Origin of the sequence: Neolewinella aurantiaca, from assembly GCF_008014675.1 — a bacterium.
GTDB lineage: Bacteria > Bacteroidota > Bacteroidia > Chitinophagales > Saprospiraceae > Neolewinella > Neolewinella aurantiaca.
Genome location: NZ_VOXD01000019.1, coordinates 97,391 through 119,444, shown reverse-complemented (window position 1 = coordinate 119,444; position 22,054 = coordinate 97,391). Strand labels below are relative to the sequence as shown.

17 protein-coding genes and 1 riboswitch are annotated in these 22,054 nt (G+C 55.1%); of the genes, 9 read left to right on the top strand and 8 right to left on the bottom strand.

Annotated features, from left to right (window positions below; all coding sequences use genetic code 11):
- Positions 1-476 precede the first annotated feature (476 nt).
- The 3 genes from FUA23_RS13425 to FUA23_RS13415 all read left to right on the top strand — a co-directional run bounded on the left by FUA23_RS13425 (position 477) and on the right by FUA23_RS13415 (position 3,870).
- On the top strand, positions 477-932 hold the full coding sequence (locus FUA23_RS13425) for a GNAT family N-acetyltransferase (RefSeq protein ID WP_147931260.1): 456 nt from the start codon (positions 477-479) through the stop codon (positions 930-932).
- Between the two features lie 494 nt (positions 933-1,426).
- A complete protein-coding gene (locus tag FUA23_RS13420; RefSeq protein WP_147931259.1) occupies positions 1,427-3,430 on the top strand; it encodes an alpha-ketoacid dehydrogenase subunit alpha/beta in 2,004 nt (667 codons plus the stop codon).
- A 38-nt stretch (positions 3,431-3,468) separates the two neighbouring features.
- Positions 3,469-3,870, top strand: coding sequence for a DUF5606 family protein (locus tag FUA23_RS13415; RefSeq protein ID WP_147931258.1), 402 nt, complete (start codon positions 3,469-3,471; stop codon positions 3,868-3,870).
- An 87-nt stretch (positions 3,871-3,957) separates the two neighbouring features.
- Here FUA23_RS13415 and FUA23_RS13410 read toward each other — a convergent pair whose 3' ends face one another.
- Positions 3,958-5,154, bottom strand: a complete 1,197-nt coding sequence (locus tag FUA23_RS13410) for an OmpA family protein (protein ID WP_147931257.1) — start codon at positions 5,152-5,154, stop codon at positions 3,958-3,960.
- A gap of 1,049 nt (positions 5,155-6,203) precedes the next feature.
- On the opposite strand from FUA23_RS13410, the gene FUA23_RS13405 reads away from it, so the two are divergent.
- A complete protein-coding gene (locus tag FUA23_RS13405) occupies positions 6,204-8,426 on the top strand; it encodes a patatin-like phospholipase family protein (RefSeq protein WP_147931256.1) in 2,223 nt (740 codons plus the stop codon).
- A 115-nt stretch (positions 8,427-8,541) separates the two neighbouring features.
- Here the strand turns inward: FUA23_RS13405 and FUA23_RS13400 are convergent, their stop codons facing one another.
- Positions 8,542-8,865, bottom strand: a complete 324-nt coding sequence (locus tag FUA23_RS13400) for a hypothetical protein (RefSeq protein WP_147931255.1) — start codon at positions 8,863-8,865, stop codon at positions 8,542-8,544.
- A gap of 408 nt (positions 8,866-9,273) precedes the next feature.
- Between FUA23_RS13400 and FUA23_RS13395 the strand changes: the two genes are divergently transcribed.
- The 3 genes from FUA23_RS13395 to FUA23_RS13385 all read left to right on the top strand — a co-directional run bounded on the left by FUA23_RS13395 (position 9,274) and on the right by FUA23_RS13385 (position 11,842).
- On the top strand, positions 9,274-10,383 hold the full coding sequence (locus FUA23_RS13395; RefSeq protein ID WP_147931254.1) for a M42 family metallopeptidase: 1,110 nt from the start codon (positions 9,274-9,276) through the stop codon (positions 10,381-10,383).
- A gap of 656 nt (positions 10,384-11,039) precedes the next feature.
- The gene (locus FUA23_RS13390) at positions 11,040-11,534 is read left to right on the top strand and encodes a carboxypeptidase-like regulatory domain-containing protein (RefSeq protein WP_187271018.1); all 495 of its coding nucleotides are present in this window, start codon (positions 11,040-11,042) and stop codon (positions 11,532-11,534) included.
- Complete coding sequence (locus FUA23_RS13385; protein WP_222707033.1) at positions 11,519-11,842, top strand: PepSY domain-containing protein; 324 nt, start codon at positions 11,519-11,521, stop codon at positions 11,840-11,842. The genes FUA23_RS13390 and FUA23_RS13385 overlap by 16 nt, the downstream gene beginning before the upstream one ends.
- A gap of 273 nt (positions 11,843-12,115) precedes the next feature.
- Here FUA23_RS13385 and FUA23_RS13380 read toward each other — a convergent pair whose 3' ends face one another.
- From FUA23_RS13380 to FUA23_RS13355, 6 genes are all read right to left on the bottom strand, one after another.
- Entirely contained in the window at positions 12,116-13,678 is a 1,563-nt protein-coding gene (locus FUA23_RS13380) for a YifB family Mg chelatase-like AAA ATPase (RefSeq protein ID WP_147931251.1), read from the bottom strand.
- 175 nt (positions 13,679-13,853) lie between these two features.
- Positions 13,854-14,711, bottom strand: coding sequence for a rhomboid family intramembrane serine protease (locus FUA23_RS13375; RefSeq protein ID WP_147931250.1), 858 nt, complete (start codon positions 14,709-14,711; stop codon positions 13,854-13,856).
- 102 nt (positions 14,712-14,813) lie between these two features.
- Positions 14,814-16,766, bottom strand: a complete 1,953-nt coding sequence (gene mutL, locus FUA23_RS13370; RefSeq protein WP_147931249.1) for a DNA mismatch repair endonuclease MutL — start codon at positions 16,764-16,766, stop codon at positions 14,814-14,816.
- 172 nt (positions 16,767-16,938) lie between these two features.
- Positions 16,939-17,259 carry a hypothetical protein gene (locus tag FUA23_RS13365; RefSeq protein WP_147931248.1) on the bottom strand — a complete coding sequence of 107 codons (321 nt, stop codon included), beginning with the start codon at positions 17,257-17,259 and terminating at the stop codon, positions 16,939-16,941.
- 103 nt (positions 17,260-17,362) lie between these two features.
- On the bottom strand, positions 17,363-18,538 hold the full coding sequence (locus FUA23_RS13360) for an MFS transporter (protein WP_147931247.1): 1,176 nt from the start codon (positions 18,536-18,538) through the stop codon (positions 17,363-17,365).
- A gap of 33 nt (positions 18,539-18,571) precedes the next feature.
- Positions 18,572-18,841, bottom strand: a complete 270-nt coding sequence (locus tag FUA23_RS13355; protein ID WP_147931246.1) for a GldL-related protein — start codon at positions 18,839-18,841, stop codon at positions 18,572-18,574.
- Positions 18,842-18,986: 145 nt separating this feature from the next.
- A riboswitch (SAM riboswitch) is annotated at positions 18,987-19,099 on the top strand.
- Positions 19,100-19,159: 60 nt separating this feature from the next.
- On the opposite strand from FUA23_RS13355, the gene FUA23_RS13350 reads away from it, so the two are divergent.
- The gene (locus tag FUA23_RS13350) at positions 19,160-20,578 is read left to right on the top strand and encodes a pyridoxal phosphate-dependent decarboxylase family protein (protein ID WP_147931245.1); all 1,419 of its coding nucleotides are present in this window, start codon (positions 19,160-19,162) and stop codon (positions 20,576-20,578) included.
- Between the two features lie 131 nt (positions 20,579-20,709).
- Complete coding sequence (locus FUA23_RS13345) at positions 20,710-21,996, top strand: O-acetylhomoserine aminocarboxypropyltransferase/cysteine synthase family protein (protein ID WP_147931244.1); 1,287 nt, start codon at positions 20,710-20,712, stop codon at positions 21,994-21,996.
- Positions 21,997-22,054: the final 58 nt, after the last annotated feature.

Genomic DNA, 22,054 nt, shown 5'->3' with positions numbered 1-22,054 from the left:
ATGCCATCCTGGACAGGATCATCCCGAAGGCTCATCGGGTCGAACTCAAAGGAAAAAGTCTGAGGAAACGATCTGAAAACTTATCTTCGTAACCCTAACAAGCGCGAGTTATCCACATGGGGGTCAATACTCCGGAATGAGGGGGTCAGTAACTCCGGAATACGCACTTAAAGCTCAAAAGCACCCCTAACCCAGCCGGGCCTGACGCCGCGTATGTAGTTGGACTACCTCTCGCTCTATACGCAACGAGCTCCCCGACGACTCAATCCCAGTATCTCGTAGCGTCCGCTGCAATGCAGCCGGAGGTGGAATGGAGGAGGATTTGCGAGCGTCCGGCGCCCCGGAATAAACGTATACCCGGCGGGAAGCGGGCGTAAATCAAATTGTCGCTCAACCCCTTCCTGCCTTCCCGCATTGTTACGCTGAGGAGGAGCAATCGCGACAACCTGGTTTGCTCCCGTAAAATGAAACCTGAGATGACAATTATAGAAGTCCATAAAAACGATTACACTATTTCTACCGACAGGGAAAAACTGGATATTGGCAGTATTCACCAATTCCTTGCGAATGAAGCCGACTGGAGCAACGGGATTCCGATGTCCACACTGAAAACATCCATCGAAAATTCTTTGAATTTTGGACTGTACCACCAGGGTAAACAAATCGGGTTTGCCCGGATCATCTCTGACTATTCGACCATCGCGTATTTGGGAGACGTTTATGTTTTAGAAGAATTCAGGGGGAATGGATTGAGCAAATGGTTGATGACCGAGATAATGGCGCACCCAAATCTTCAGGGATTAAGAAGATGGATCCTGCTGACCAATACCGCTGAATGGCTGTACCGAAAGTTTGACTTTGAAAAAGTGGCCAATCCTGAATTTTATATGGAGAAGCATAACCCTGATGTTTACAGGAAAAAGAAGGGCTGAGGTAACTGCATGCACCGGTTATGTGTCAACGTAAGACGGGGTCTCGTCCCCGGAGGGGACGAAGCATAAACGAGATTGTCGCCCCACATCGCTACGCTGGGGGAGGAGCAATCGCGATAATCTGGTCTGCACCCAGCCCGGAAGCCCTGCCGAACAGCATCAATCTGCCGCACTATTTACCACGACTAAAATCGCCGGCGTAATATTAACTTTGCCCGAACGGTTCTTCCCCTCGGGGGCAGGGCTGACGCATAGGATTCGATTTTAAGCTTTTAGCTCGAGATCATAGTCACCGCCTAAGAGCTTGCAACCCAAAACGCGTAGCGTTTTCACGAGCCCATCCCCCGTGGGGAGGGGTTGGGGTGGGGGTTTAAACACGGCTTAACTAGCCTATGCGTCAGCCCTGCCCCTCGGGGAGGGGAGAATTGCATTGTTTTAGACCTGGCGAGCGTGAGGTAATCTTCGCGGGCCTGCCGGGGTAGTCCTTAGCCATCATGTCCACCACCACCACTTTACCGCCACTCACCTACAAGAAATACCGCACGAAGAAAGCCACCCAGCAGGCGCTCTTCCAGCAGTTGCTTCGTCCGCGCCTCATCGAGGAGAAAATGCTCAAGCAACTGCGGCAGGGCATCATCTCGAAGTGGTTTGCGGGCATCGGTCAGGAGGCGATCAGCGTCGGCTGCGCCGCCGCGCTCGAGTCCGACGAGTATTTGTTTACGATGCACCGCAACCTTGGGGTATTCACCACCCGCGAGGTGCCGCTGGAGCGGCTCTTCGCCCAGTGGCAGAGCAAACCCGGAGGGTTTACGCGGGGTCGCGACCGCAGCTTCCACTTCGGGAGCCAGGAGCACAAGATCGTAGGGATGATTTCTCACCTTGGTCCGCAGCTGAGTCTGGCGGCGGGGGTGGCGTTGCGGCATAAACTGCTGGGCGAAAAGAAAGTCAGCCTGGCCTTTACCGGAGACGGTGGTACCAGCCAGGGCGAGTTCCACGAAGCCCTCAATACGGCTTCGGTGTGGAAGTTGCCGGTGCTCTTCGTTGTTGAAAACAACGGTTGGGGCCTGTCTACGCCCGTGTCTGAGCAGTACGCCTGCAAGCAGTTGGCCGACCGGGGCGCGGGCTACGGCATGCGCTCACTCACCATCGATGGCAACAACATTCTGGAAGTGTACGAAACGGTGACGAAGCTCGCCGCCGAAATGCGTGAAAACCCCGAGCCGGTTTTGCTGGAGTGCCTGACCTACCGCGTACGCGGCCACGAGGAAGCCAGCGGCGTGAAGTACGTCCCGAAGGAAGAGATCGAAGCCTGGCAGCAGCGCGACCCGGTGAACAACTTTGCCGATCACCTCATCAGCAAAGGCTGGCTGACCGCCGAAGAGCGGAAAGCGATGGAGAAATCCATCAAGAAAGAAATAGAGGCCGGCCTGAAGGCGGCCGAAGCCATGCCCGCTACCGAAGGCGACGTCGCCCGGGAACTGGAGGAGATGTATGCTCCCTCAACCCTCCCTGCACCTGCGACCGCGCCCGGGGAAACCTCCGAAATGCGCGTAATCGACGCCATCTCCGACGGTCTCCGCGAGGGGATGCGCGCCCACGATAATCTGGTGCTGATGGGGCAGGACATCGCCGACTACGGCGGCGTCTTCAAGATCACCGACGGCTTCATGGCAGAGTTCGGCGCCGATCGCGTTCGCAACACCCCGCTTTGCGAAAGCGCCATCATCGGCATCGGGCTGGGGCTGAGCATCGCCGGCGGCAAGGCGATGGTGGAGATGCAGTTTGGCGATTTCGTCACCTGCGGCTTCAACCAGATCGTGAATAACCTGGCCAAACAGCACTACCGCTGGAACCAGAATGCCGACGTAACCGTGCGCCTGCCCGTGGGCGGCGGGGTAGGGGCCGGCCCCTACCACAGCCAGACGATGGAAGCCTGGTTTACCTCCGTGCCCGGCCTGAAGATCGTTTACCCCAGCAACCCAGCCGACGCAAAAGGCCTGCTCATCGCCGCCCTCGCCGATCCTAACCCGGTTTTATTCTTCGAGCACAAAGCCCTTTACCGTAGCCTGACCGGGGAAGTTCCGGAGGGGTACTACCACACCGAAATCGGGAAAGCCGCCGTGGCCCGCCCGGGCAATGACGTGAGCATCATCACCTACGGCATGGGCGTACACTGGGCGCTGAAGGCCACCGAAGAACTGGGCGTCGACGCCGAGATCATCGACCTGCGGACCCTCGCTCCGCTGGACCACGACGCGATTGCCGCTTCGGTAAAGAAAACTTCCCGTGCGCTCATCCTTCACGAAGCCTCCCTGACCGGTGGCTTCGGCGGCGAGCTCGCCGCCTGGATCGGTGAGCACTGCTTCGAAGACCTCGACGCGCCCGTGCGCCGCCTGGCGGCGCTGGATACGCCGGTGCCTTTCGCCGCCGCATTGGAGGCGGATTATATGCCGGAAGCGAGGCTACAGGGAGCCATTGAAGCACTGTTGGCTTACTGACCCCATCCCACGTATTACCTTTGCGAAAAATAACAAATATGAAACTGAGCGAAATTCTCGCAGTAACCGGCCTTCCGGGCCTCTACAAAGCCGTAACCGAGCGCAAGGGCGGCCTGATCATCGAATCCCTGGCCGACGGCAAGCGCCGCTTTGCCCCCCAACGCAAGCACCAATTTGCTCCGCTCGAGAGCATGGCCATGTTTACCGACGATGGCGAAGCCGAGCCCCTCAATAAGCTCTTCTCCCGGATGAACGAGCAGGCCGAAGACAACCCGGCACCACAAACCAACGCAAGCAAAGACGTCCTCTTTGAGTACATCGCCGACATCCTGCCTAACTACGACAAGGACCAGGTGCATGTTTCCGACATCAAGCGCCTGCTGAAGTGGTACCACTTCATGAGCGAGCACAACTTGTTTGGCGGAGACGAGGAAGAGTAAGACCTCTCCCGTATGCCAGAAAAACAAAAGCCCCCTGCGTCGTTTGCGTAGGGGGCTTTGTTGTTTGTCTTACTGCGGAGAGCAGGGTTATTTGGTGCTTCTGATCTTGAGGATCTTAACCTCAACCCGCTGGTTGCGTCGGTTGCAATCCTGGGTGTCGTCCATACATACCGGTTTGCTCTTTCCGTATCCTTTGGGCAGCAGCCGCTCGAAGCCGATGTTGTAGCGTTTGAGGTAAGACACAACCGTTTTTGCCCGGTTCGAGCTGAGGTCGGAGGCGAAGTTGTCGGAAGCCATCCGGCTGGCGTGGCCGCCGATCTCGACGATCACTTTGCTGTTTTGCTTCAGGAATCCTACGATCTCCTGCAGCGCGGCTTCGCTTTCTTCTTCCAGTTCGTCGCTGTTGGCTTTAAAGGAGATGTTTTCTACGGCGAAGACAGAACCCTGGCGCAGTACGGCCTCGGTTTGGCCCAGGCGGACGGTGGGCTCCTCTGGCGTTTTGGGGACGAAACTGTTTGGCTGGGTAGTGGGAGTCTTCGTTCTGGGGGGTACGGGGGTGGTTACGATGTCGGCGTCGGGGTTGCTGGGCGGAACCGGGGAGTCGGCAACGGGGAACTCCGCCAGCATGGCGGCTTCATCGTCACAATCGATGGGTACGAGCGGCCGGGCGTTGTCTACCAGAATATTTCCGTTAGTTGCAAAGAGGATGGCTTCGGGGTAATACGCTTCGAGGATGATGTGCGTGAAATCGTCTTCGGGGCTCAGTTTGATGGTGTTCTTGCGCCAGTCTGAGTTGCTGACGAGGCCGGAGGCCCCGAGCAGCTGGGCCCGGTCGCAGACGGAGTAACCTCCCCACACGCGCAGCCGGACGGGCGTGACGTAATTGGTGGGCTGGCGGGTCATCCGGCTCATGCTCAGGTAGGTGAGGGAGCGGGCCAGTTCGATATCGAGCCGGTAGCACTGTCCCGCCACGAAGGGTTGGGCGAGTTGCTGCCCGACGCTCTCCCAGGTTTCGGTGTCGCGGGTAACCATGCCCAGGAAGGTGTTTCCGTGCTGGGCTTCCATACCTACTTTAAACAGGAATTCAGGATCGGGGTGGACATCGGGGGGAGTTTCTCCGGGGGCGCCGCAGTTGGTCCAGCCGCGGGGCGGAGAACTGTTGCGGGGCATATCTTCGAAAGATGCATTGAGGAGGAAGATCAGCCCCTCCTCGTCCTGTGCCGTAAGTGCGCCGGAGGCGCACGTTAAGCAGACAAAAAATAGCAGACGAATTGATTGAAGCATAGGTGCTTTGCCTTGATTTGAATTTATAACGCACGAGACGGCGTTGCTGTTGCCACAGCAGTACCGCAGCGGTGAGCTTACCGGTGTTTCGGGTACGCCGGAGGAGGTTTGGTCGGCGTAAAATCCTCTCCGGCAGGGTGTAAGCAGGCTTCGTTTTGGGACGGGTTTCGGAGGGGGCGCGGTCGCAGGTGCAGGCTCGGTTTGAGAAGCAGGGTAGGAACCGGGATTGCGACAACTGAAGTTGCCGCCTGTCGTGTCTACCCCTGGGGCTAACGCGTAGGATTTAATTTTTTAGCTGAAAATCATAGTCTCCGCCTAAGAGCTTTCAACCCAAAACGCGTAGCGTTTTCACAAACCCCTCCCCCGTGGGGAGGGATTGGGTGGGGGTTTAAGACGGCTTAACTAGCCTATGCGTTAGCCCTGCTACCCCTGAGGCTAACGCGTAGGATTTAATTTTTTAGCTGAAAATCATAGTCCCCGCCTAAGAGCTTTCAACCCAAAACGCGTAGCGTTTTCATAAGCCCCTCCTCCGTGGGGAGGGATTGGGTGGGGGTTTAACACGGCTTAACTAGCCTATGCGTTAGCCCTGCTACCCCTGGGGCTAACGCGTAGGATTTAATTTTTTAGCTGAAAATCATAGTCCCCGCCTAAGAGCTTTCAACCCAAAACGCTTAGCGTTTTCACGAGCCCCTCCTCCGTGGGGAGGGGGTTGGGGTTTAAGACGGCTTAACTAGCCTATGCGTTAGCCCTGCTACCCCTGGGGCTAACGCGTAGGATTTAATTTTTTAGCTGAAAATCATAGTCTCCGCCTAAGAGCTTTCAACCCAAAACGCGTAGCGTTTTCATAAGCCCCTCCCCCGTGGGGTAGAGGGGGCAAGGGACATTCGTCCTGTGCGTTAGCCCGTCACATCTCCCCTCTCCCGAGGAGAAGGGGCCGGGGGAGAGGGATATCCGTGCGCCTCTTGGTACCTTCTTTGCACCTGCGACCGCGCCACTACGGCTAAACATACCTTACTTTTGTCCATCGCTCCCTAAAGTATGGTCTTGACATGAAAAACCGTCTCAGTTTATTTCTCCTGTTGGTTACCCTTAGTTTTGGTCTTTTTGCTCAGCAGAAAGACCTCAAAGTCGGTCTTGTGCTCAGCGGAGGTGGTGCGCGCGGCTACGCGCACATCGGCGCGCTTCAGGTGCTGGAAGAGGCCGGCGTCCGGGTCGATTACGTAGGCGGAACCAGTATGGGCTCTATCGTCGGCGGGCTTTACGCGGCGGGGTATTCTCCTGATCAACTGGAGCGGATGCTGCGCGAAACCGACATCATGGCGGAACTGCAGGATGAAATAGACCGCGAAAACCGGACCATTTACGAGAAAATATACACCGAGCATTACCTCCTTGGCCTCAGCCTGAAGGACTTCGCGATCGTGCTGCCCACAGCCCTGTCCGACGGCCAGCGGATTCATGACCTGTTCAGTCACTGGACCGCAGGTGTGGCGGAAGTCGACGACTTCAAAAAGCTGCCCATTCCTTTTCTGTGTATCGGCACCGACATCGAAACCGGCGAAGCGGTAATCCTGGAAAGCGGGAAACTGGCGGATGCGATGCGCGCCAGCGCCGCCCTCCCGGGCATCATCAGCCCTTTCGAAATGAACGGACATGTAATGACCGACGGTGGAGTCTCCAACAATTACCCCGCCGAAGAAGTGAAAAATAAAGGGATGGACTATCTCATCGGTATCACCGTAGAGCAGGACCCCCTGAAGGCCGACGACATCACATCGCTGGATCAGCTACTGCTGCAAATCGCATTTTTTCAGGCTACCCGCCGCAATATTGAGCAGTACGAACTTACCGATATCGACATCGATCCGGATTTGGGCGCATACACCCAGCTGAGCTTCGATGCGGTAGACGACCTGGTGGAAGCCGGCCGGGTGGCCGCCCGGAAAATGCTGCCTACGCTGGATTCCATCGCCAACCTTCAGCAAAAGAAAGTACCGGCAGACACCATCGCACTGCCCGAATTCCTCAACGCTCCGGTCGTTGAAATTACGGGGAACAATGACCTGAGCCGGCGTCAGGTGCTGAGCTTCTTTAAGGGGGAACTGCCGGGGAAAATATCCTGGGCCGATTTCCGCAGAGGACTCATTGCACTCTTCGCCACCGGACGCTACGCCAACATCGACTACGATCTGATCGGGATGCCCGAACCCAACCCCGACAAAGCCGTGAAGCTGGCGTTGCAGCTGAAGCAGTCTCCCGATTTCGGGCAACAGCTGAGGCTCGGCCTTCACTACGATGAGGTGTACCGGGCCAACATTCTGGCGGGGCTCACCATCAGTGACCTCATTCTGGACAATACCCAAACCACCATCGACCTGATTGGGGGGAATCGCTTCCGGTACCGTTTCGATTACCGGTTCAACAAGATAAACGGATCAGCCATCGGGCTGCGCAGCCGGCTGCACTACGCGGAGGTCGGAATCGACCTGCCCGAAATAATGGAAACCCCCAGCGGCCTGCAGATTGAACGTCTCGACTTTCGCTTCACCGACCTGAACGCCGAGGTGTACTGGGACTTTTTACAGACCGATAACTCCTTCACCGGGGTTGCCACCGAGCTGAAGTATTACCAAAACAGCTCAAGCCAGCTCGCCGGAGCGAACGCCGCCGACGGGTTCAGGTTAGGTGACGACAACTACCTGATTCCCAAAATTTACTTCCTTTACGATAAGTTGGACAACCGGAACTTCCCGATGTCGGGCTTCTCTATCAACGCTAAAGCGCGCGCCATCTGGAACCTGGGTCAAACCGTAAGCAGCGAGGACAAATGGACCTATAACGGCGACCTCGAATTCCTCGCCTACCAGCCTTTGGGCGGAGAGTTCAGCCTGGGGATCGATGTGAGCGTCGGCGGTTTTACGGGGAGTTCGTCTTTCCCTTTCCGCTACTACCTGGGCAGCAATAACCGTAATCTGATGAATAACTTCAAGCAGTTTCCGAGCCTTCAGCTGGGGCAGGCTTCCGGTGATGACCTGATGATGGGGGAATTCATTGCCCGTTACCATCCGGGTGGGAGCCATTACTTCACCGCTGGTGCGCGGGCTGCGAGACTGGGCAACGCCGAGGGCCTGCCAACATCGATTCGCCGCCGGTGGCTTGGGGCCGGACGAGCGACGTACGGATTCAACTCTCCGCTTGGTCCGTTGGAATTAACCTACGCCCGGGGCAACGCCGGGCAGGAAATTTACTTCAACCTGGGCTACTGGTTTTAAGCTCCCCTCCGGCAGAAAAAATCACTTATGCGTCAACAAAAAAGCCGGCCACGTAAATTACGTGGCCGGCTGAACTAAAGTGATAGTAGATAATCCCAATGAACGTGTTAGATTTTTACTGGCCGCTTCTGCGGACGTGACCGCGCATGTAAAGCGAATTCCAGGTTACGTTGCCGGTGTTGCCACCGTCTACGATCATCCAGCGCTGGTATCCTTTCTTGAAGATCACATCTTCGAAATGCACACGGGAGCCATTTTTAACGTGGATGGAAGGGTTACAGCCTTCGCAGATTATTTTGAAGCCGTTGCCGTTGTAGGTGACATCGTTTTCGATCACGAGCGTCTCGGTCAAAACAAGGTCTTCGGTAAGGTTCACGGTTGTTTGGGCTGTTGCGTACAATCCGGAGATCAGCAACAGAGTGGTAAAGAAAAATTTCATAGGAATAATGATTTAAAAAAAGTGCTGTTAAAAGTGTTGTTCCGCCATAGGACGCGGAAATGAGGGAAAAGTAATATTCTTCAAATGAGAAACAAGGGATGGACAAACTCAAAAATATAACCTGAACAAAACGCAGAAATCCGGACCAACAAGGCTGGAACGGAACTAAAACGGCAATTTTCGATGAGGACGAGTGCAGGGTAGGATTCAGGAATGTGCAATTGCGAAATCCTTGCCCTGGTATAGGACCAAAGATAAGAAAAAGAAGCCTATCCGGCATAGGGAGGCAAGACCTTTAAGAGTCTTCACCGTTGAGCCTTTGGGGCACAGAATAGGGGGTGCAGCACGCATAAGTCATGGGTTAGCGTTACTTTTGCGAAATTCAATTAGTGCCAGTCATTTTCTCTTATGCTAAACCTACCTCTGCTAAAGTCTATTTGCGAAGCTCCCGGTGTTTCCGGATTCGAGCGGCGAATCCGTGAACTCGTCCTTCGTGAAGTGAAGGACCTTGCCGATGAGGTTGAGGTTGACAATATGGGCAATGTGATGGCCATCCGGCGCGGCCAAAACCCTAAACGGGTGATGGTTGGAGCGCATATGGATGAAATTGGTTTCATCGTAAATCACATCGACGACAAGGGGTTTCTGCGGTTCCTCCCCCTGGGAGGCTTCGATCCCAAAACCCTGACCGCGCAGCGGGTAATCGTGCACGGTCGTAAAGACGTACTCGGGGTGCTGGGCTGTAAGCCCATCCACATCATGAAGCCGGAAGAGCGCAAAAACGTTATCCCAATCAACGAATACTTCGTGGATACCGGCATGACTAAAGAGGAAGTCAGCAAGTGGATCAGCGTCGGAGACCCCATCTCCCGCGAACGTGCCATGACCGAAATCGGCGACTGCGTTACCAGCAAGTCGCTCGACAACCGGGTATCTGTCTTCATCCTCATCGAAACCCTCCGTCGCCTCAAGGGCGAGAAGCTACCCTATGATCTGTACGCGACCTTCACGGTTCAGGAAGAAGTAGGACTGCGGGGAGCGATGGGCAGTGTTGGCCACATCGACCCTGATTTCGGCTTCGGGCTCGATGTCACCATTGCCTATGATGTCCCAGGGGCGAGCGCCCACGAAGCTGTGACCTCACTGGGGGAAGGAACGGCCATCAAGGTACTGGACGGGTCAGTCATCTCTGATTACCGAATGGTGAATTACCTCAAAGAACTGGCGAAGAAAGAAGGCATCAAAACCCAGCTCGAGCTACTGCCGGCCGGAGGAACCGACACCGCCGCTATTCAGCGCTATGGTAATAAGGGCGCGATCGCAGGTGCAATATCGATCCCTCTCAGAAACATGCACCAGAGCACAGAAATGGCTCACCAGGAAGACATTGAACATTCTATCAGCTTGCTTACCGAGGGAATCCGCCAATTGGATACCTATAATTGGGACTTTAGCCAGGACCACGGTCAGAGCGGGCACCCGGACGCCGGCGGAGCCGGAGATTTTGACTGGATGTAGCCTGCAGAATACATCCGACGAATCCACCCAGGACAAGACCGAGGGGGTAGAGCAATCAGTTGCTCTACCCCCTCGGTCTGTTTTACGGAGCAACAGAAGTTTCACCCAGCGGAAATTGCTGGTTGCAAAGCAGCCTTCAAAAAGCCGAATGCGTAGCCGCGAATGATTGCGACTCCCCGTCCCCGCAGGGCTGACGCATAGGATTCGATTTTAAGCTTTTAGCTCGAGATCATATTTACCGCCTAAGAGCTTGCAACCCAAAACGCGTAGCGTTTTCACTAGCCCATCCCCCATGGGGTGGGGTTGGGGTTGGGGGGGGTAACACGGCTTAACTAGCCTATGCGTCAGCCCTGCCCCGTCCCCGTCATTTAACAGCAAGGATTAAAAGAAAAAGTAATCAGCTTGCTGAATCTTTCAGAAATACGTCTTACGTTTACACTGTCAATAGTAAGTCTAAATAAAAATAGTGTTAATTGACTGTGTATTTTTCTGTTGGTCCTGATTATTGAATCAGGCCGAAGCCCGACTTTTTTTCTGTTGGGAGTGCAGGTTTTTGGGCTTTAATCCTGGATGAGATGCTTCCGTCCTGTACTGCTTACTGGAGTCATCATGCGATCAAAAAATTGAACTGTATCAACTCAACTTCAAGGTTCGGTATGCTAAAGAGAATTCTACTATTCTGGACAATTGTCTTCTTTTCGGTTTGCGCGCTGAGCGCGCAGGATCTTATGATTTCCGGAAAGGTTACGGCACTGAGCGGTGAGCCTCTGCCCTTCGCTCAGGTTGTGGTTGAGGGAACTGTTACAGGAGTCATTTGCGATGTGGATGGCAATTTCAGTTTAGAGATATCCGATGAAGAAAAAGTAAGTCTTCGGGCAAGTCTTCTGGGGTACGCTGCCAGAACGGTCTCTGTAAATCCGGAAGAAGGTAAAACCTCTTATACCGTCAGTTTTGAGCTGGAGGAAGAGGCTGCTACACTCGGCGCCGTAACTGTGTCCGCACGTAGTTCGGCAACTGTCACCAGAGAGTCGGGCTATGGTGTGGAGGTGTTAGAGACAAAGGGGTACGAAAACCTCAGCGCCGATCTCAACCAAATATTACAGACCACCCCGGGGATCAGACAGACTCCAGCAGTGTGTACATTGAAGTAAGTCGGAGCGAGGGCGTTATTTATAACAACGACTATCGCTTCTTCGATCAAAATACCTTAGAGGAGTTACCCTCAAACAGTATTTACGCTAAATATGAAGACGCCGATCTGGCCGACATGGTTATCAGATTGAACTATGATATTCACATTGGTTCCATCGGAGGGTTGGCGGGCAAAATCATTGCCTTTTTTGCGAGCATTATTATTGCTTCACTTCCCGTTACCGGAGTACTTATCTGGTACGGCAGACGTAAAAAAAGCAAGAAGAGAAAGCCCAAACGAGAGTTGGTTGGCCACCAAAGCGCTTAAATGCGTCATCAAAAGCTCCCGGTGGTTCATGCCGAAACTTTACTATACCTGACTCGGTCACCATACTACTGGACATTTTCGATTTTCCACCTCACCCTCCGCGCTCTCCAGCAAGGTTTGCTCCGCAGTACTTCGTGCTCGCCTAAGGCTCAGCGGAGAGGGAGCCAAACCTCGAAGAAGCCGCAAAGCGAAATGTCCAGTAGTATGCTCGGTCACCCAACATCACCTGGGTTGGCTGAGTCAGGTATATTCATTTATACGGAGACCTCACTTTTACCGCTGCTCGCCCCAGCTTTCCCGGTCCAGATTGCGGAAGTTGATGGCTTCGGCCAGGTGGCAGGAGAGAATTTGCTCAGAGCCTTCGAGATCTGCGATGGTTCGGGAAACCTTAAGGATTCGATCGTAAGCGCGGGCACTTAGCTGGAGTTTTTCCATCGCCTGCTTCAGGAGTTTGTTTCCTGCCTCATCGATAACACACCATTCTCTGACGAGTCGGCTCGGCATCTGCGCGTTGTTGTAGATACCGGTTTGCCCTTCGTAGCGGTCGGCCTGAATCTTGCGGGCAGCCACGACGCGCTCGGCGATCATGGCACTGGTTTCCGTTTCTTTATTTTTACCGGCGAGCTTTTCCAGGGGGACGGGCGTAACCTCCACCTGAAGGTCGATCCGGTCGAGCAAAGGGCCGCTGATTTTGCTGAGGTAACGCTTCACGGTTCCCGGCGGGCAAGTGCAGTCGCGTTCAGGGTGGTTGAAAAAGCCACAGGGGCAGGGGTTCATACTTGCGATGAGCATGAACCCGGCCGGGAAGTCGACCGTAAGCTTTGCCCGGCTGATGATGATCCGGCGCTCTTCCATTGGCTGCCGCATCACCTCAAGCGCACTGCGCTTGAACTCGGGGAGCTCATCGAGGAAAAGAACACCGTTGTGGCTCAGGCTGATTTCTCCCGGTCTGGGGTAACTGCCTCCGCCTACAAGTGCAACATCGCTAATGGTGTGGTGAGGCGCACGAAAAGGGCGGGTCGTTATCAGAGCTGCATTCTCCGGAAGGATGCCCGCAACGGAATGAATCTTGGTGGTTTCGAGCGCCTCCCGGAGGTCGAGGGCCGGAAGAATGGTCGGCAGGCGGCGCGCGAGCATTGTTTTGCCCGCTCCGGGCGGACCGATCAGGATGACATTGTGGCCTCCGGCGGCGGCGATCGTCATGGCGCGTTTGATGTTCTCCTGGCCCCGGACGTCGCTGAAGTCGACGTCGAAACTGGTTCTCTCTTTGAAGAATTCTTCGCGGGTGTCTACCCACACCGGTTCCATTTCTATGGTGCCGGATACAAAATCGATGGCTTCCCGCAGAGAGCTTACACCGTACACTGGTAAATCGCTGACGATAGCAGCTTCGCGGGCGTTTTCGGCCGGAAGGATGAAACCTTTATAACCCTTAGCCCTGGCCTGGATAGCGATAGGGAGTGCTCCTTTGATGGGACGAAGCTCGCCGCTTAACGACAGCTCACCCATGATCATGTACTCATTGAGGTTGTTGACCGATATCTGGCCGGTAGCATTCAGGTAGGCAAGGGCGATCGGTAAATCGTAAGCAGCCCCTTCCTTGCGGATATCCGCAGGCGCAAGGTTGATCACGATTTTCATTCGTTTGTTGTGGAAGCCGCTGTTGACAACGGCTGCTTCAATTCGGTAAGAACCTTCACGAATGGCACTGTCTGGCAAGCCGACTACATTATACCATGGTTTGTGTTCGCTTACGTGGCCGCCTGCATTTACCTCAACGGTAATGCAACGGGCATCAACACCTTCAACGGCGCTGGCAAAAGTTTTGACTAACATAAAAGGCTACAGGTTGTGTGTAGCACACTGTATCGAGCGACAAATCTATTGGTTTTTTAATTAAAAACAAAATTTGTTTTAAATAAAAATGATTGTCAACTTTCATTGCACCAGCGGCCGCGCCCGGAACTCTTTCCTGCATTGGAAGGATATGGTAGCAGCGTATTCCCCCCGATCAGGCATTGGGGTCGGCACGCTTCATCCACGGAGGAAGGGTGGTTTTTGCAAAATAAAAGGCGATTAGCGCACCCGTAATGGCCCCGCCCACGTGGGCAAAATGAGCAATATTGTCGATTTCTAGTTTGAGTACACCTAAGATGAGATCGATGAGGAAGAATACCGGGATTAAGTACGCCGCGTAAATACCAATGGGGATGAAGAGAATCTGAAGCTTCTGCCAGGGAAAGAGTACAGCAAATGCGGCAGCGACTCCGGATACGGCTCCGCTGGCGCCCAGTACGGGTTGCCCGTTGCTCAGTAATTTGACGTAGTCCAGCATCCAGGTGTACGACTGGCTGATCGCGTCGGGCGTAGCCTGGCCCAAAGCCATTTGATTTTGCAGTTTCCCGATGATGGGGCTCAGGCTTCGCCCGCTGCCATTTACCAACCCACCGGTATTTACGCTATCGAAAAAGGCATTCAGAGTTTTGAGGGAAGGGGCAGCCTGAAAGGCAGCTGCCAGGTCCTGGTATTTATTGATTTGGTACCAGTTCTCAAGACTGTGCAGTCCTGCTGCACCGAGGGCGGCCACCAGGTAAAGGAATAAGAAGCGTTTAGCTCCAAGCCGGGTTTCCACAATCGGGCCGAGAAAGTACAGGCTGAGCATATTGAACGCGATGTGCGTAATATCAGCGTGCATGAAGAAGTGCGAGACCAACTGGTAGGGCTTGAAAGTATCGCCTCCGGGATAGTAAAGGCTGAGGTGTTTAGCGATGTCGATGTCGTAGCCCATTTCGCCCGGCAGGTACACAACTGCGAAGACGAGGAAATTGAGAATCAGGAGGCTCTTGACAATTGGAGTAACTGGAGGCATATGTTGTTAGTTGGTAGGTGTAGCATGGTAAGTGCTACCGCAAGGGAACGCTCTGCGCTCTCCGTGGTTGTCTCCGGGCAAAAGTAGGACGGGGTGGAGGTACTAGCCCTCGAACTGTTTATCGATTTCGTTGAGCTCGTATTTTACGAAGCAACGGCGCCCGCTGGGCGCCCGGCGGGGTTGCTCACACGCGAAGAGCCGGTTGATGAGGGAGCGCATCTCCGCCACGTCGAGCGACTGCCCTGCTTTGATGGCAGCACTACGCACAAGTGCTCTGGCCAGACGTGTATGGCCGTTGCTCTCTACTTCAATATCTTTCCGGTACTGCTCCAGCAATTGCTCGAGGAGGAGAATTTCATTTTGCCCGGCCAGCTCGGCAGGGATGCCGCGGATGATAAAAGACTCTCCGCCAAAGTGTTCCAGATCGAACCCAAGCTGACGCAGGTCGGGTAGAATACTGTTCATCAGGCCTACGTCTACGTGGGGTAATTCGAGGGTCTGGGGAAAAAGAGACTGTTGGGAAGCTGCCGGAGCATCCTGGAGGGTCCGTAAGAACTGTTCGTAAAGGATGCGCTGGTGCGCTGCCCGCTGATCAATGAGCAGCCAGCCGCTTTTGATGGGCGAGACGATGTAGCGTTGGTGAAGTTGATACGGAGCACGATCCTGGGTAGGAATAGCGCTGCCGGTTGCGTCGTCCTCGTCATTACTCATCCGGCTGGGGAGCAATTCCCCCATTTCGGGATTGGAGGTTTCGGCTTCGCCAAAATCAATAAAGGCTGCCTCTGGTGTGGCCGGAGCATCGTTTCCGAGTCCTTCGTAGAGTTGGCTCCAGTTGCGCAGGTTAGAGGCATGACGTTCTGCTTCAGACCTGGGCATACTGGCTCCGGAAGAAGAACGCCCGGTGGAGCCGCTTTGCCCGCTGGCTGCCGCAGGTTTGCGATAGTCATCGTTCATGCGGCTGGGCAGGGCTTCTCCCTCATCGTCCGGTAAGCGCTTGTTGGTAATATTGGTCCGGGAAGGGGAGAAGGGGTTGTCGGTTTCGAAATCAATCGAAGGCATGATGCTGGCCCGGCCGAGCCCGTGGCGGATTGTGGCTTTGAGGTAGTTGTAGATCAGCCGCTCGTCTTCGAACTTAATTTCCTGTTTGGTGGGGTGGACGTTGACATCGATTCGCGCCGGATCGATCTCCAGGTAAATAACGTAAAAAGGATAGGACTCCTTCGGTAGCAGATCGTCGTAAGCGGAGGTGACTGCATGGTGCAGGTAACTGCTCTTGATGAACCGGTTGTTGATGAAGAAGAACTGTCCGACCCGCGATTTGCGTGCGGCCTCGGGCTTGCCAACAAAACCGCTGATGGAGAGCACGTCGGTATCTTCCTGAATCGGGACCAGTAGCTTATCGTACTTACGTCCGAAGACCTGAACGACCCGTTGGCGGAGTTTTCCCGCCGGCAGAGCCAGATCGAGGCGGTCGTTGACGTGGAGGTCAAAGCGAACCTCGGGGTGAGCCAGGGCGATGCGGATGTATTCGTCGCGGATGTGCCGCAATTCCACGGTATCGCTTTTCAGGAAGTTGCGGCGGGCGGGAACATTGAAGAACAGGTTGCGCACCGCGATGGTGGTGCCGGGAGCGGAAGCGACGGGCTCCTGAATTTTTACCTCGCTGGCTTCGACGACGAGCCGGGTACCGAGTTCGTCGGGTGCGCGGCGGGTCTTCATTTCCATTTGGGCAACGGCGACGATACTGGCCAGGGCTTCGCCCCGGAAACCCATCGTACGCAGAGCGAAAAGATCATCTGCACTGCGCAGTTTACTGGTCGCGTGGCGTTCCAAAGACATGCGGGCGTCGGTTTCCGACATGCCACAACCGTTGTCTCTGACCTGAATGAGAGCCTTGCCGCTGTCTTTAACCAGCAACTCGATTTCTGATGCGCCGGAGTCGATGGCGTTTTCAACCAGTTCTTTCACAACACTGGCTGGCCGCTGGATTACCTCTCCGGCAGCAATCTGGTTGGCAATGGCATCGGGCAGCAGGTGGACGAGGTTGTCCGTCATTAGAGGAAATAGGTTAAATCAGTAGCAACTTACGCAAGGGCTAAGATACGGAAAAAGTATGTAGGACCTGAACGGTGAATCACTCATTCGCCAGCGCCAGAGCTGCTGCGTCGGTACCTTTTTTCGACAATGAGCAAAAGACCGTTGGAAACACTCGGTTTTTAGCCGGGAACTAGCTCAGCCAGGCTTCCAACTCGGGGAAGTAGAGTTGGTAAACAATGTAGGCGATACCCATTAAAGAGATCAAAACGATCAGCAGGGTTGAATTGGATTTTTTGACGCGGGCACTGCGGTAAGCTCCCGCAGCGGCGCCGCCGGCGCCCTTCCGGAAACCGCCCGAAATCCGGGTTTTCATCGCATCAACGCCACCCTGTTGAAGTTGCTCGACGCGCTCCTTGAGCTTCTCCGCTTCTTCCTTTTTTGGGTCCCAATAGCGGGGTTTGTAGCTGAATTGCTGGTTCTTCGGGGGTTTGAAAAGGCGGAGAAAAGCCATGATGAATCGTTTTTGTTTATAACGGTTTAAGTCAGATAAAGATGCATGAAATGTCCGGCCTGGCGGGTCGGCAAGCCGTCAGGCTGCAATAATAAATGGTGGGTCATAGCTTGCTGGCCTTCGGGAAAAACATCCAGAACCCAAACGCACTCAGAACACCGACGACGCCGGGGACGAGCCATATCACCGACCAGTCATGCCCGCCCGCTGATAGTGTGTTGGCCAGTACTACCTCGCCGGCAACCCAGCTGCCGATGAAAACGCCGACTCCCTGGTTGGCAAACGAGACCAGCCCCTGGGCGGTGCTGCGCAGCGCTTTCGGTACCCGGTTGTCTACGTAGATCTGAGCCGCGATCACGATCCACACAAAGGCTACCCCTTGAACGGCAATACCGAGGTAGAGCAGAAATTCGTAGTTGTCCGGCCGGGCAAAAGAGAAAAGAAAGTACCGGAAGCCCCAGGCGAATAAACCCCAGAAGAACAACTTCCGAAACCGGATCTTCCTGAAAAAGTACGGCATCGCAAACAGGATGCCGATCTCGAAGAATTGGCCCAAAGACATCTTGGCTGCGGCTGCCGACCAGCCGACCTCGTTGAGGAAGGGGTTCACGAAACTGTAGTAAAAGGACGACGGGATGCAGGAAAGCAGCATTGCCAGCAGTAAAACGATCATCCCCGGCTCACGGATGATGCGGCCCGCTTCGGGGCCGGTCAGCATCGAGAAGTTGAAGCCCGGTTGCGGAGGGATGCGGGGTAAGGTGAACGCCATCAGGGTGGTCAGCGCCGCCAGCCCTCCGCCGGCTATAAGCGGCCAGGGAGAGTTCTCCACCCCAAAGAAACTGAGCCCCAGACCAACCAACATGAACGATACCGTGCCCCAGGCACGGACGGCAGGAAAACTTCGGGCCGGGGAATCCAACTGGTGGAAACAAATAGAAGCCAGTAACCCGAAGGTGGGCATAAAGAACAGGTTGAAGGCCAGAATAAGACCGTAAACCGCCGTGAACGTCGTAGCGTAAAAGCAAGCTGTAATCGCAATCGCAGCCAGTACGTTCAGGATGGCCAGCATCCGGTCGGCACTGAAGTGGCGGTCGGCCAGCCAGCCGACCAGGGGAGGTGCCACAGTAGCCGCAATTGCGTTGGTGGCGTAGATCATGCCTACCTCCCTGCCGCTGAAATCGAGGGTCTGCAGCAGGTAGGTTCCCAGGCTGATTACACTAGTAGCGTAAACCGCATTCTGTAGAAATTGAAGGGCCGATAATCGGAAGGTGGTAGACATGGGCGCGAAGATACGTTCGTCTCATCCCCGCACTTAGCCGTACTGGTTTTTGTCGGTGTTAATTTCTGCTTCCACTTCCTCAACGGTACGTGGTACTTCGTTCGGATCAAGCTCCAGCTCCGCATCCGGCTTCTTCCCGGTCGTCGTCAGGTAGTAAAAAAGGCCCGCGACACAAAGTACTTCTCCCGCCAGACCAACGGGAATCAGGTAATCGCTACCCGGCCACGACTGAAGTTTAAAAACTGCTCCGACGAATACGATGATGGTGGATAGGGCAATGCCGGTAATGAGCAGTATTTTCATGATTGGTGTTTTATACCGCAACGAAAAAAATAAGGCAGCTGTTTGCTGGCTGTAAGTCGTAAAACCATGAAGTATGAAGTCTCCATCATTTGTCCCGTAACAAAACGCCCCCTACATTTGCAACCGTTCCGGTAGCGTCCGGATCATTTTATAACGAAGCGTGGAGAGCACAGGCTCTGTGAAACGCTGGCAACCACTTCTGCCTGGCCGGTTGAAAAAGGTGCCAAATCCTGCCGCGATATTGCGGATCTATAAAACCTCAGCCAATGCACTCAATCATACAAGCCATCCGTCTCACGCCCGTAATCGGCAGAGATCATGGATAAGCAGCTACTTCAGGACGAACTTTCGCTCGCCTCTTTACTCGAACAGGTAAAGCAGTACACCATTGGCTTTCGGGCCGATGACGAACGACCCGCGGGGGGAACCCTGCGTACGGTCCCTGAGTTTTCGTTGCCGGCTTTGGGCGGCGGCGCGCAGGATGCAATGAAAGTTTTCGGAGAGCAATGGCAAGACTACCTCGTCGCTTCGCCCTCCAACCGCTATCTCGGCTATGTAACCGGTGGTGCGACTCCCGCCGCGCTTATCGGCGACTGGCTCACCTCGGCGGTAGATCAGAACCCCCAGGCCGTTAAAGGCTTCGGCGATGTCTCCGCAGCCATCGAACTGTCTACCATCGGAATGTTGCGCGAGCTCTTCGGACTACCGGATGTATTCAATGGCGGTTTCGTGACCGGTGCTACCATGGCGTCGTTCACCAGCCTCGGTGTTGCCCGCCAGTGGGTCGGGCAGCAGCAAGGGTACGACATCGCAAAAGACGGGCTGCAACGCACTATCCCAATTTTTACGGCGACGCCGCACAGCTCGGCCGTCAAGTGTCTGGCGATGCTGGGTATCGGGAGCCGGAACATCGTCGGGGTCGCAACCCTGCCCGGTCGTGAAGCGATGGATACCGACGATCTGAAAACAAAAATAGCCTCGCTCGGAGGCGAACCATTCATCATCATCGCGAGCGGAGGCACCGTCAATACCGTCGATTTCGACGACCTGCTGGCCATCGCCCGCCTGCGCGAAGAGCATAATTGTTGGGTACACGTAGATGCCGCCTTCGGCGGCTTTGCGGCCCTTAGCCCCAACCACGCCCACCTGACGGCAGGCTGGGAAATGGCGGACAGCATCACCATCGACAACCATAAATGGCTCAACGTACCGTACGACTCGGCCTGCTGGTTTGTCCGGGAGGAGCATCTGCCGTTACAGATTGCAACGTTCCAGAACAGCAGCGCGCCTTACCTCGGTGATCCGGCAGCAGACTTCAATTACCTCAACGCAGGTCCTGAAAACAGCCGCCGGTTGCGGGCACTGCCCGCGTGGTTCAGCCTGCAGGCCTACGGGCGCCCGGGCTACGAAGACATCGTTGCTCGTTGTACAGAAACGGCCGCGCTGCTGGGCGAAGCAATCACCGGTGACCCCGCTTTCGATCTCCTGGCTCCGGTCAGGCTGAACGTAGTGGCCTTCACGCTCGCAGATGCCACAACGGAGGAAGTGGATGCTTTTGTCCGACGCCTCAACGACCGGGGCCGCTATTTCCTCACCCCAACGGTCTTGTTTGGCCGCAAGGGGCTCCGGGCCGCCTTCGTCAACTGGCAGTGTCGGACTTCGCAGGTGCAGGAAATCATGACCGAGTTCAACGCTGCCCTCAACGAACGCCGGCCTGCACCTGCGCCCGCGCCCTGACCTTTTTGGTGCTACGCAAATCAAGAACTGATCCTGATCAGATCACCACAAAAAAACCTTAAAGCTAAATCGATTTAACCTCGGACATCATTGGCGGATAAGCCCGCTTCAAGTCTGAAAAACCTGAAAATATGAAATTCGAAACACTTCAGTTACACGCCGGCCAGGAGGTCGACGAAACCACCCGCAGCCGCGCGTTGCCGCTTTATCAAACGACAAGTTTCACCTTTCGCGACAGCGAGCATGGTGCCAAACTTTTCGCCTTGCAGGAATTTGGTAACATCTACACCCGTATCATGAACCCGACTACGGATGCATTCGAGAAGCGGGTAGCCGCCCTCGAGGGAGGTGTTGCTGCGGTAGCTACGGCATCCGGTCAGGCGGCGCAGTTTCTGGCCATCAATAACATCACGCAGGCCGGTGAAAACATCGTCTCCAGCCCGTACCTCTACGGCGGAACTTACAACCAGTTTAAAGTAGCCTTCAAGCGCCTCGGCATCGAAGTACGCTTCGCCGAAAGCACCGATCCTGCTGATTTCGCTAAGCTGATCGACGACAAAACGAAAGCGATTTACACCGAAACGCTGCCCAACCCCAGCTTCCTGGTGCCCGATTTCGAAGGCCTCAGCGCCGTGGCCAAAAGCCACGATCTGCCTTTAATCGTCGATAATACCTTCGGAGCTTGCGGTTACCTGTGTGCACCGCTGAAGCACGGCGCTGACATTGTGGTTGAGTCTGCGACGAAGTGGATCGGAGGTCACGGAACGAGCATTGGTGGTGTCATCGTCGATGGTGGTACCTACGACTTCGGTAACGGGAAATACCCGCAGTTTACTGATCCTAGCCCCGGGTACAACGGCCTCGTATTTAACGATGTTTTCGGCAAAGATGGTCCTTTTGGCAACATCGCCTTCGCCATCCGTGCCCGGGTGGAAGGCCTGCGCGATTTTGGCCCTGCTGCCAGCCCGTTCAACGCGTGGCTCCACGTTCAGGGCCTCGAAACCCTGAGCCTGCGCGTACAGCGCCACGTAGATAATGCGCTGGAAATAGCCCAATGGCTCGATGAGCATCCGAAAGTGGAAAGCGTCACCTACGCCGGGTTGCCCCACCACGCCGGCCACGCCAACGCTAAGAAGTACCTGACGCACGGCTTTGGCGGTGTTCTCGGCTTCCAGGTCAAGGGCGATAAAGCTGCTGCGACCAAAGTCGTTGATAACCTCAAACTGATCAGCCACCTGGCCAACGTTGGTGATGCCAAAACGCTCATTATTCAGCCAGCGGCAACTACCCACCAGCAACTTCCTGCCGAGGCACAACTGGCTGCCGGTGTTTATCCCAATGCCCTCCGGCTGAGTGTAGGCATCGAGCATGTCGATGACATCAAAGCAGACCTCCAGCAGGCTCTCGATCTCATCTAGTCTACTAGTGTATCCGTCTCCGATCCCGGTGGGATCGACTCGTTCTAACCCCGGACCC

Coding starts and splice junctions, on each gene's coding strand:
- FUA23_RS13420 (WP_147931259.1), top strand. CDS start 1,427: ATGTCCACCACCACCACTTTACCGCCACTCACCTACAAGAAATACCGC.
- FUA23_RS13410 (WP_147931257.1), bottom strand. CDS start 5,154: ATGCTTCAATCAATTCGTCTGCTATTTTTTGTCTGCTTAACGTGCGCC.
- FUA23_RS13360 (WP_147931247.1), bottom strand. CDS start 18,538: ATGTCTACCACCTTCCGATTATCGGCCCTTCAATTTCTACAGAATGCG.
- FUA23_RS13365 (WP_147931248.1), bottom strand. CDS start 17,259: ATGGCTTTTCTCCGCCTTTTCAAACCCCCGAAGAACCAGCAATTCAGC.
- FUA23_RS13390 (WP_187271018.1), top strand. CDS start 11,040: ATGCTAAAGAGAATTCTACTATTCTGGACAATTGTCTTCTTTTCGGTT.
- FUA23_RS13380 (WP_147931251.1), bottom strand. CDS start 13,678: ATGTTAGTCAAAACTTTTGCCAGCGCCGTTGAAGGTGTTGATGCCCGT.
- mutL (WP_147931249.1), bottom strand. CDS start 16,766: ATGACGGACAACCTCGTCCACCTGCTGCCCGATGCCATTGCCAACCAG.
- FUA23_RS13345 (WP_147931244.1), top strand. CDS start 20,710: ATGAAATTCGAAACACTTCAGTTACACGCCGGCCAGGAGGTCGACGAA.
- FUA23_RS13395 (WP_147931254.1), top strand. CDS start 9,274: ATGCTAAACCTACCTCTGCTAAAGTCTATTTGCGAAGCTCCCGGTGTT.
- FUA23_RS13355 (WP_147931246.1), bottom strand. CDS start 18,841: ATGAAAATACTGCTCATTACCGGCATTGCCCTATCCACCATCATCGTA.
- FUA23_RS13425 (WP_147931260.1), top strand. CDS start 477: ATGACAATTATAGAAGTCCATAAAAACGATTACACTATTTCTACCGAC.
- FUA23_RS13400 (WP_147931255.1), bottom strand. CDS start 8,865: ATGAAATTTTTCTTTACCACTCTGTTGCTGATCTCCGGATTGTACGCA.
- FUA23_RS13350 (WP_147931245.1), top strand. CDS start 19,160: ATGGATAAGCAGCTACTTCAGGACGAACTTTCGCTCGCCTCTTTACTC.
- FUA23_RS13405 (WP_147931256.1), top strand. CDS start 6,204: ATGAAAAACCGTCTCAGTTTATTTCTCCTGTTGGTTACCCTTAGTTTT.
- FUA23_RS13415 (WP_147931258.1), top strand. CDS start 3,469: ATGAAACTGAGCGAAATTCTCGCAGTAACCGGCCTTCCGGGCCTCTAC.
- FUA23_RS13375 (WP_147931250.1), bottom strand. CDS start 14,711: ATGCCTCCAGTTACTCCAATTGTCAAGAGCCTCCTGATTCTCAATTTC.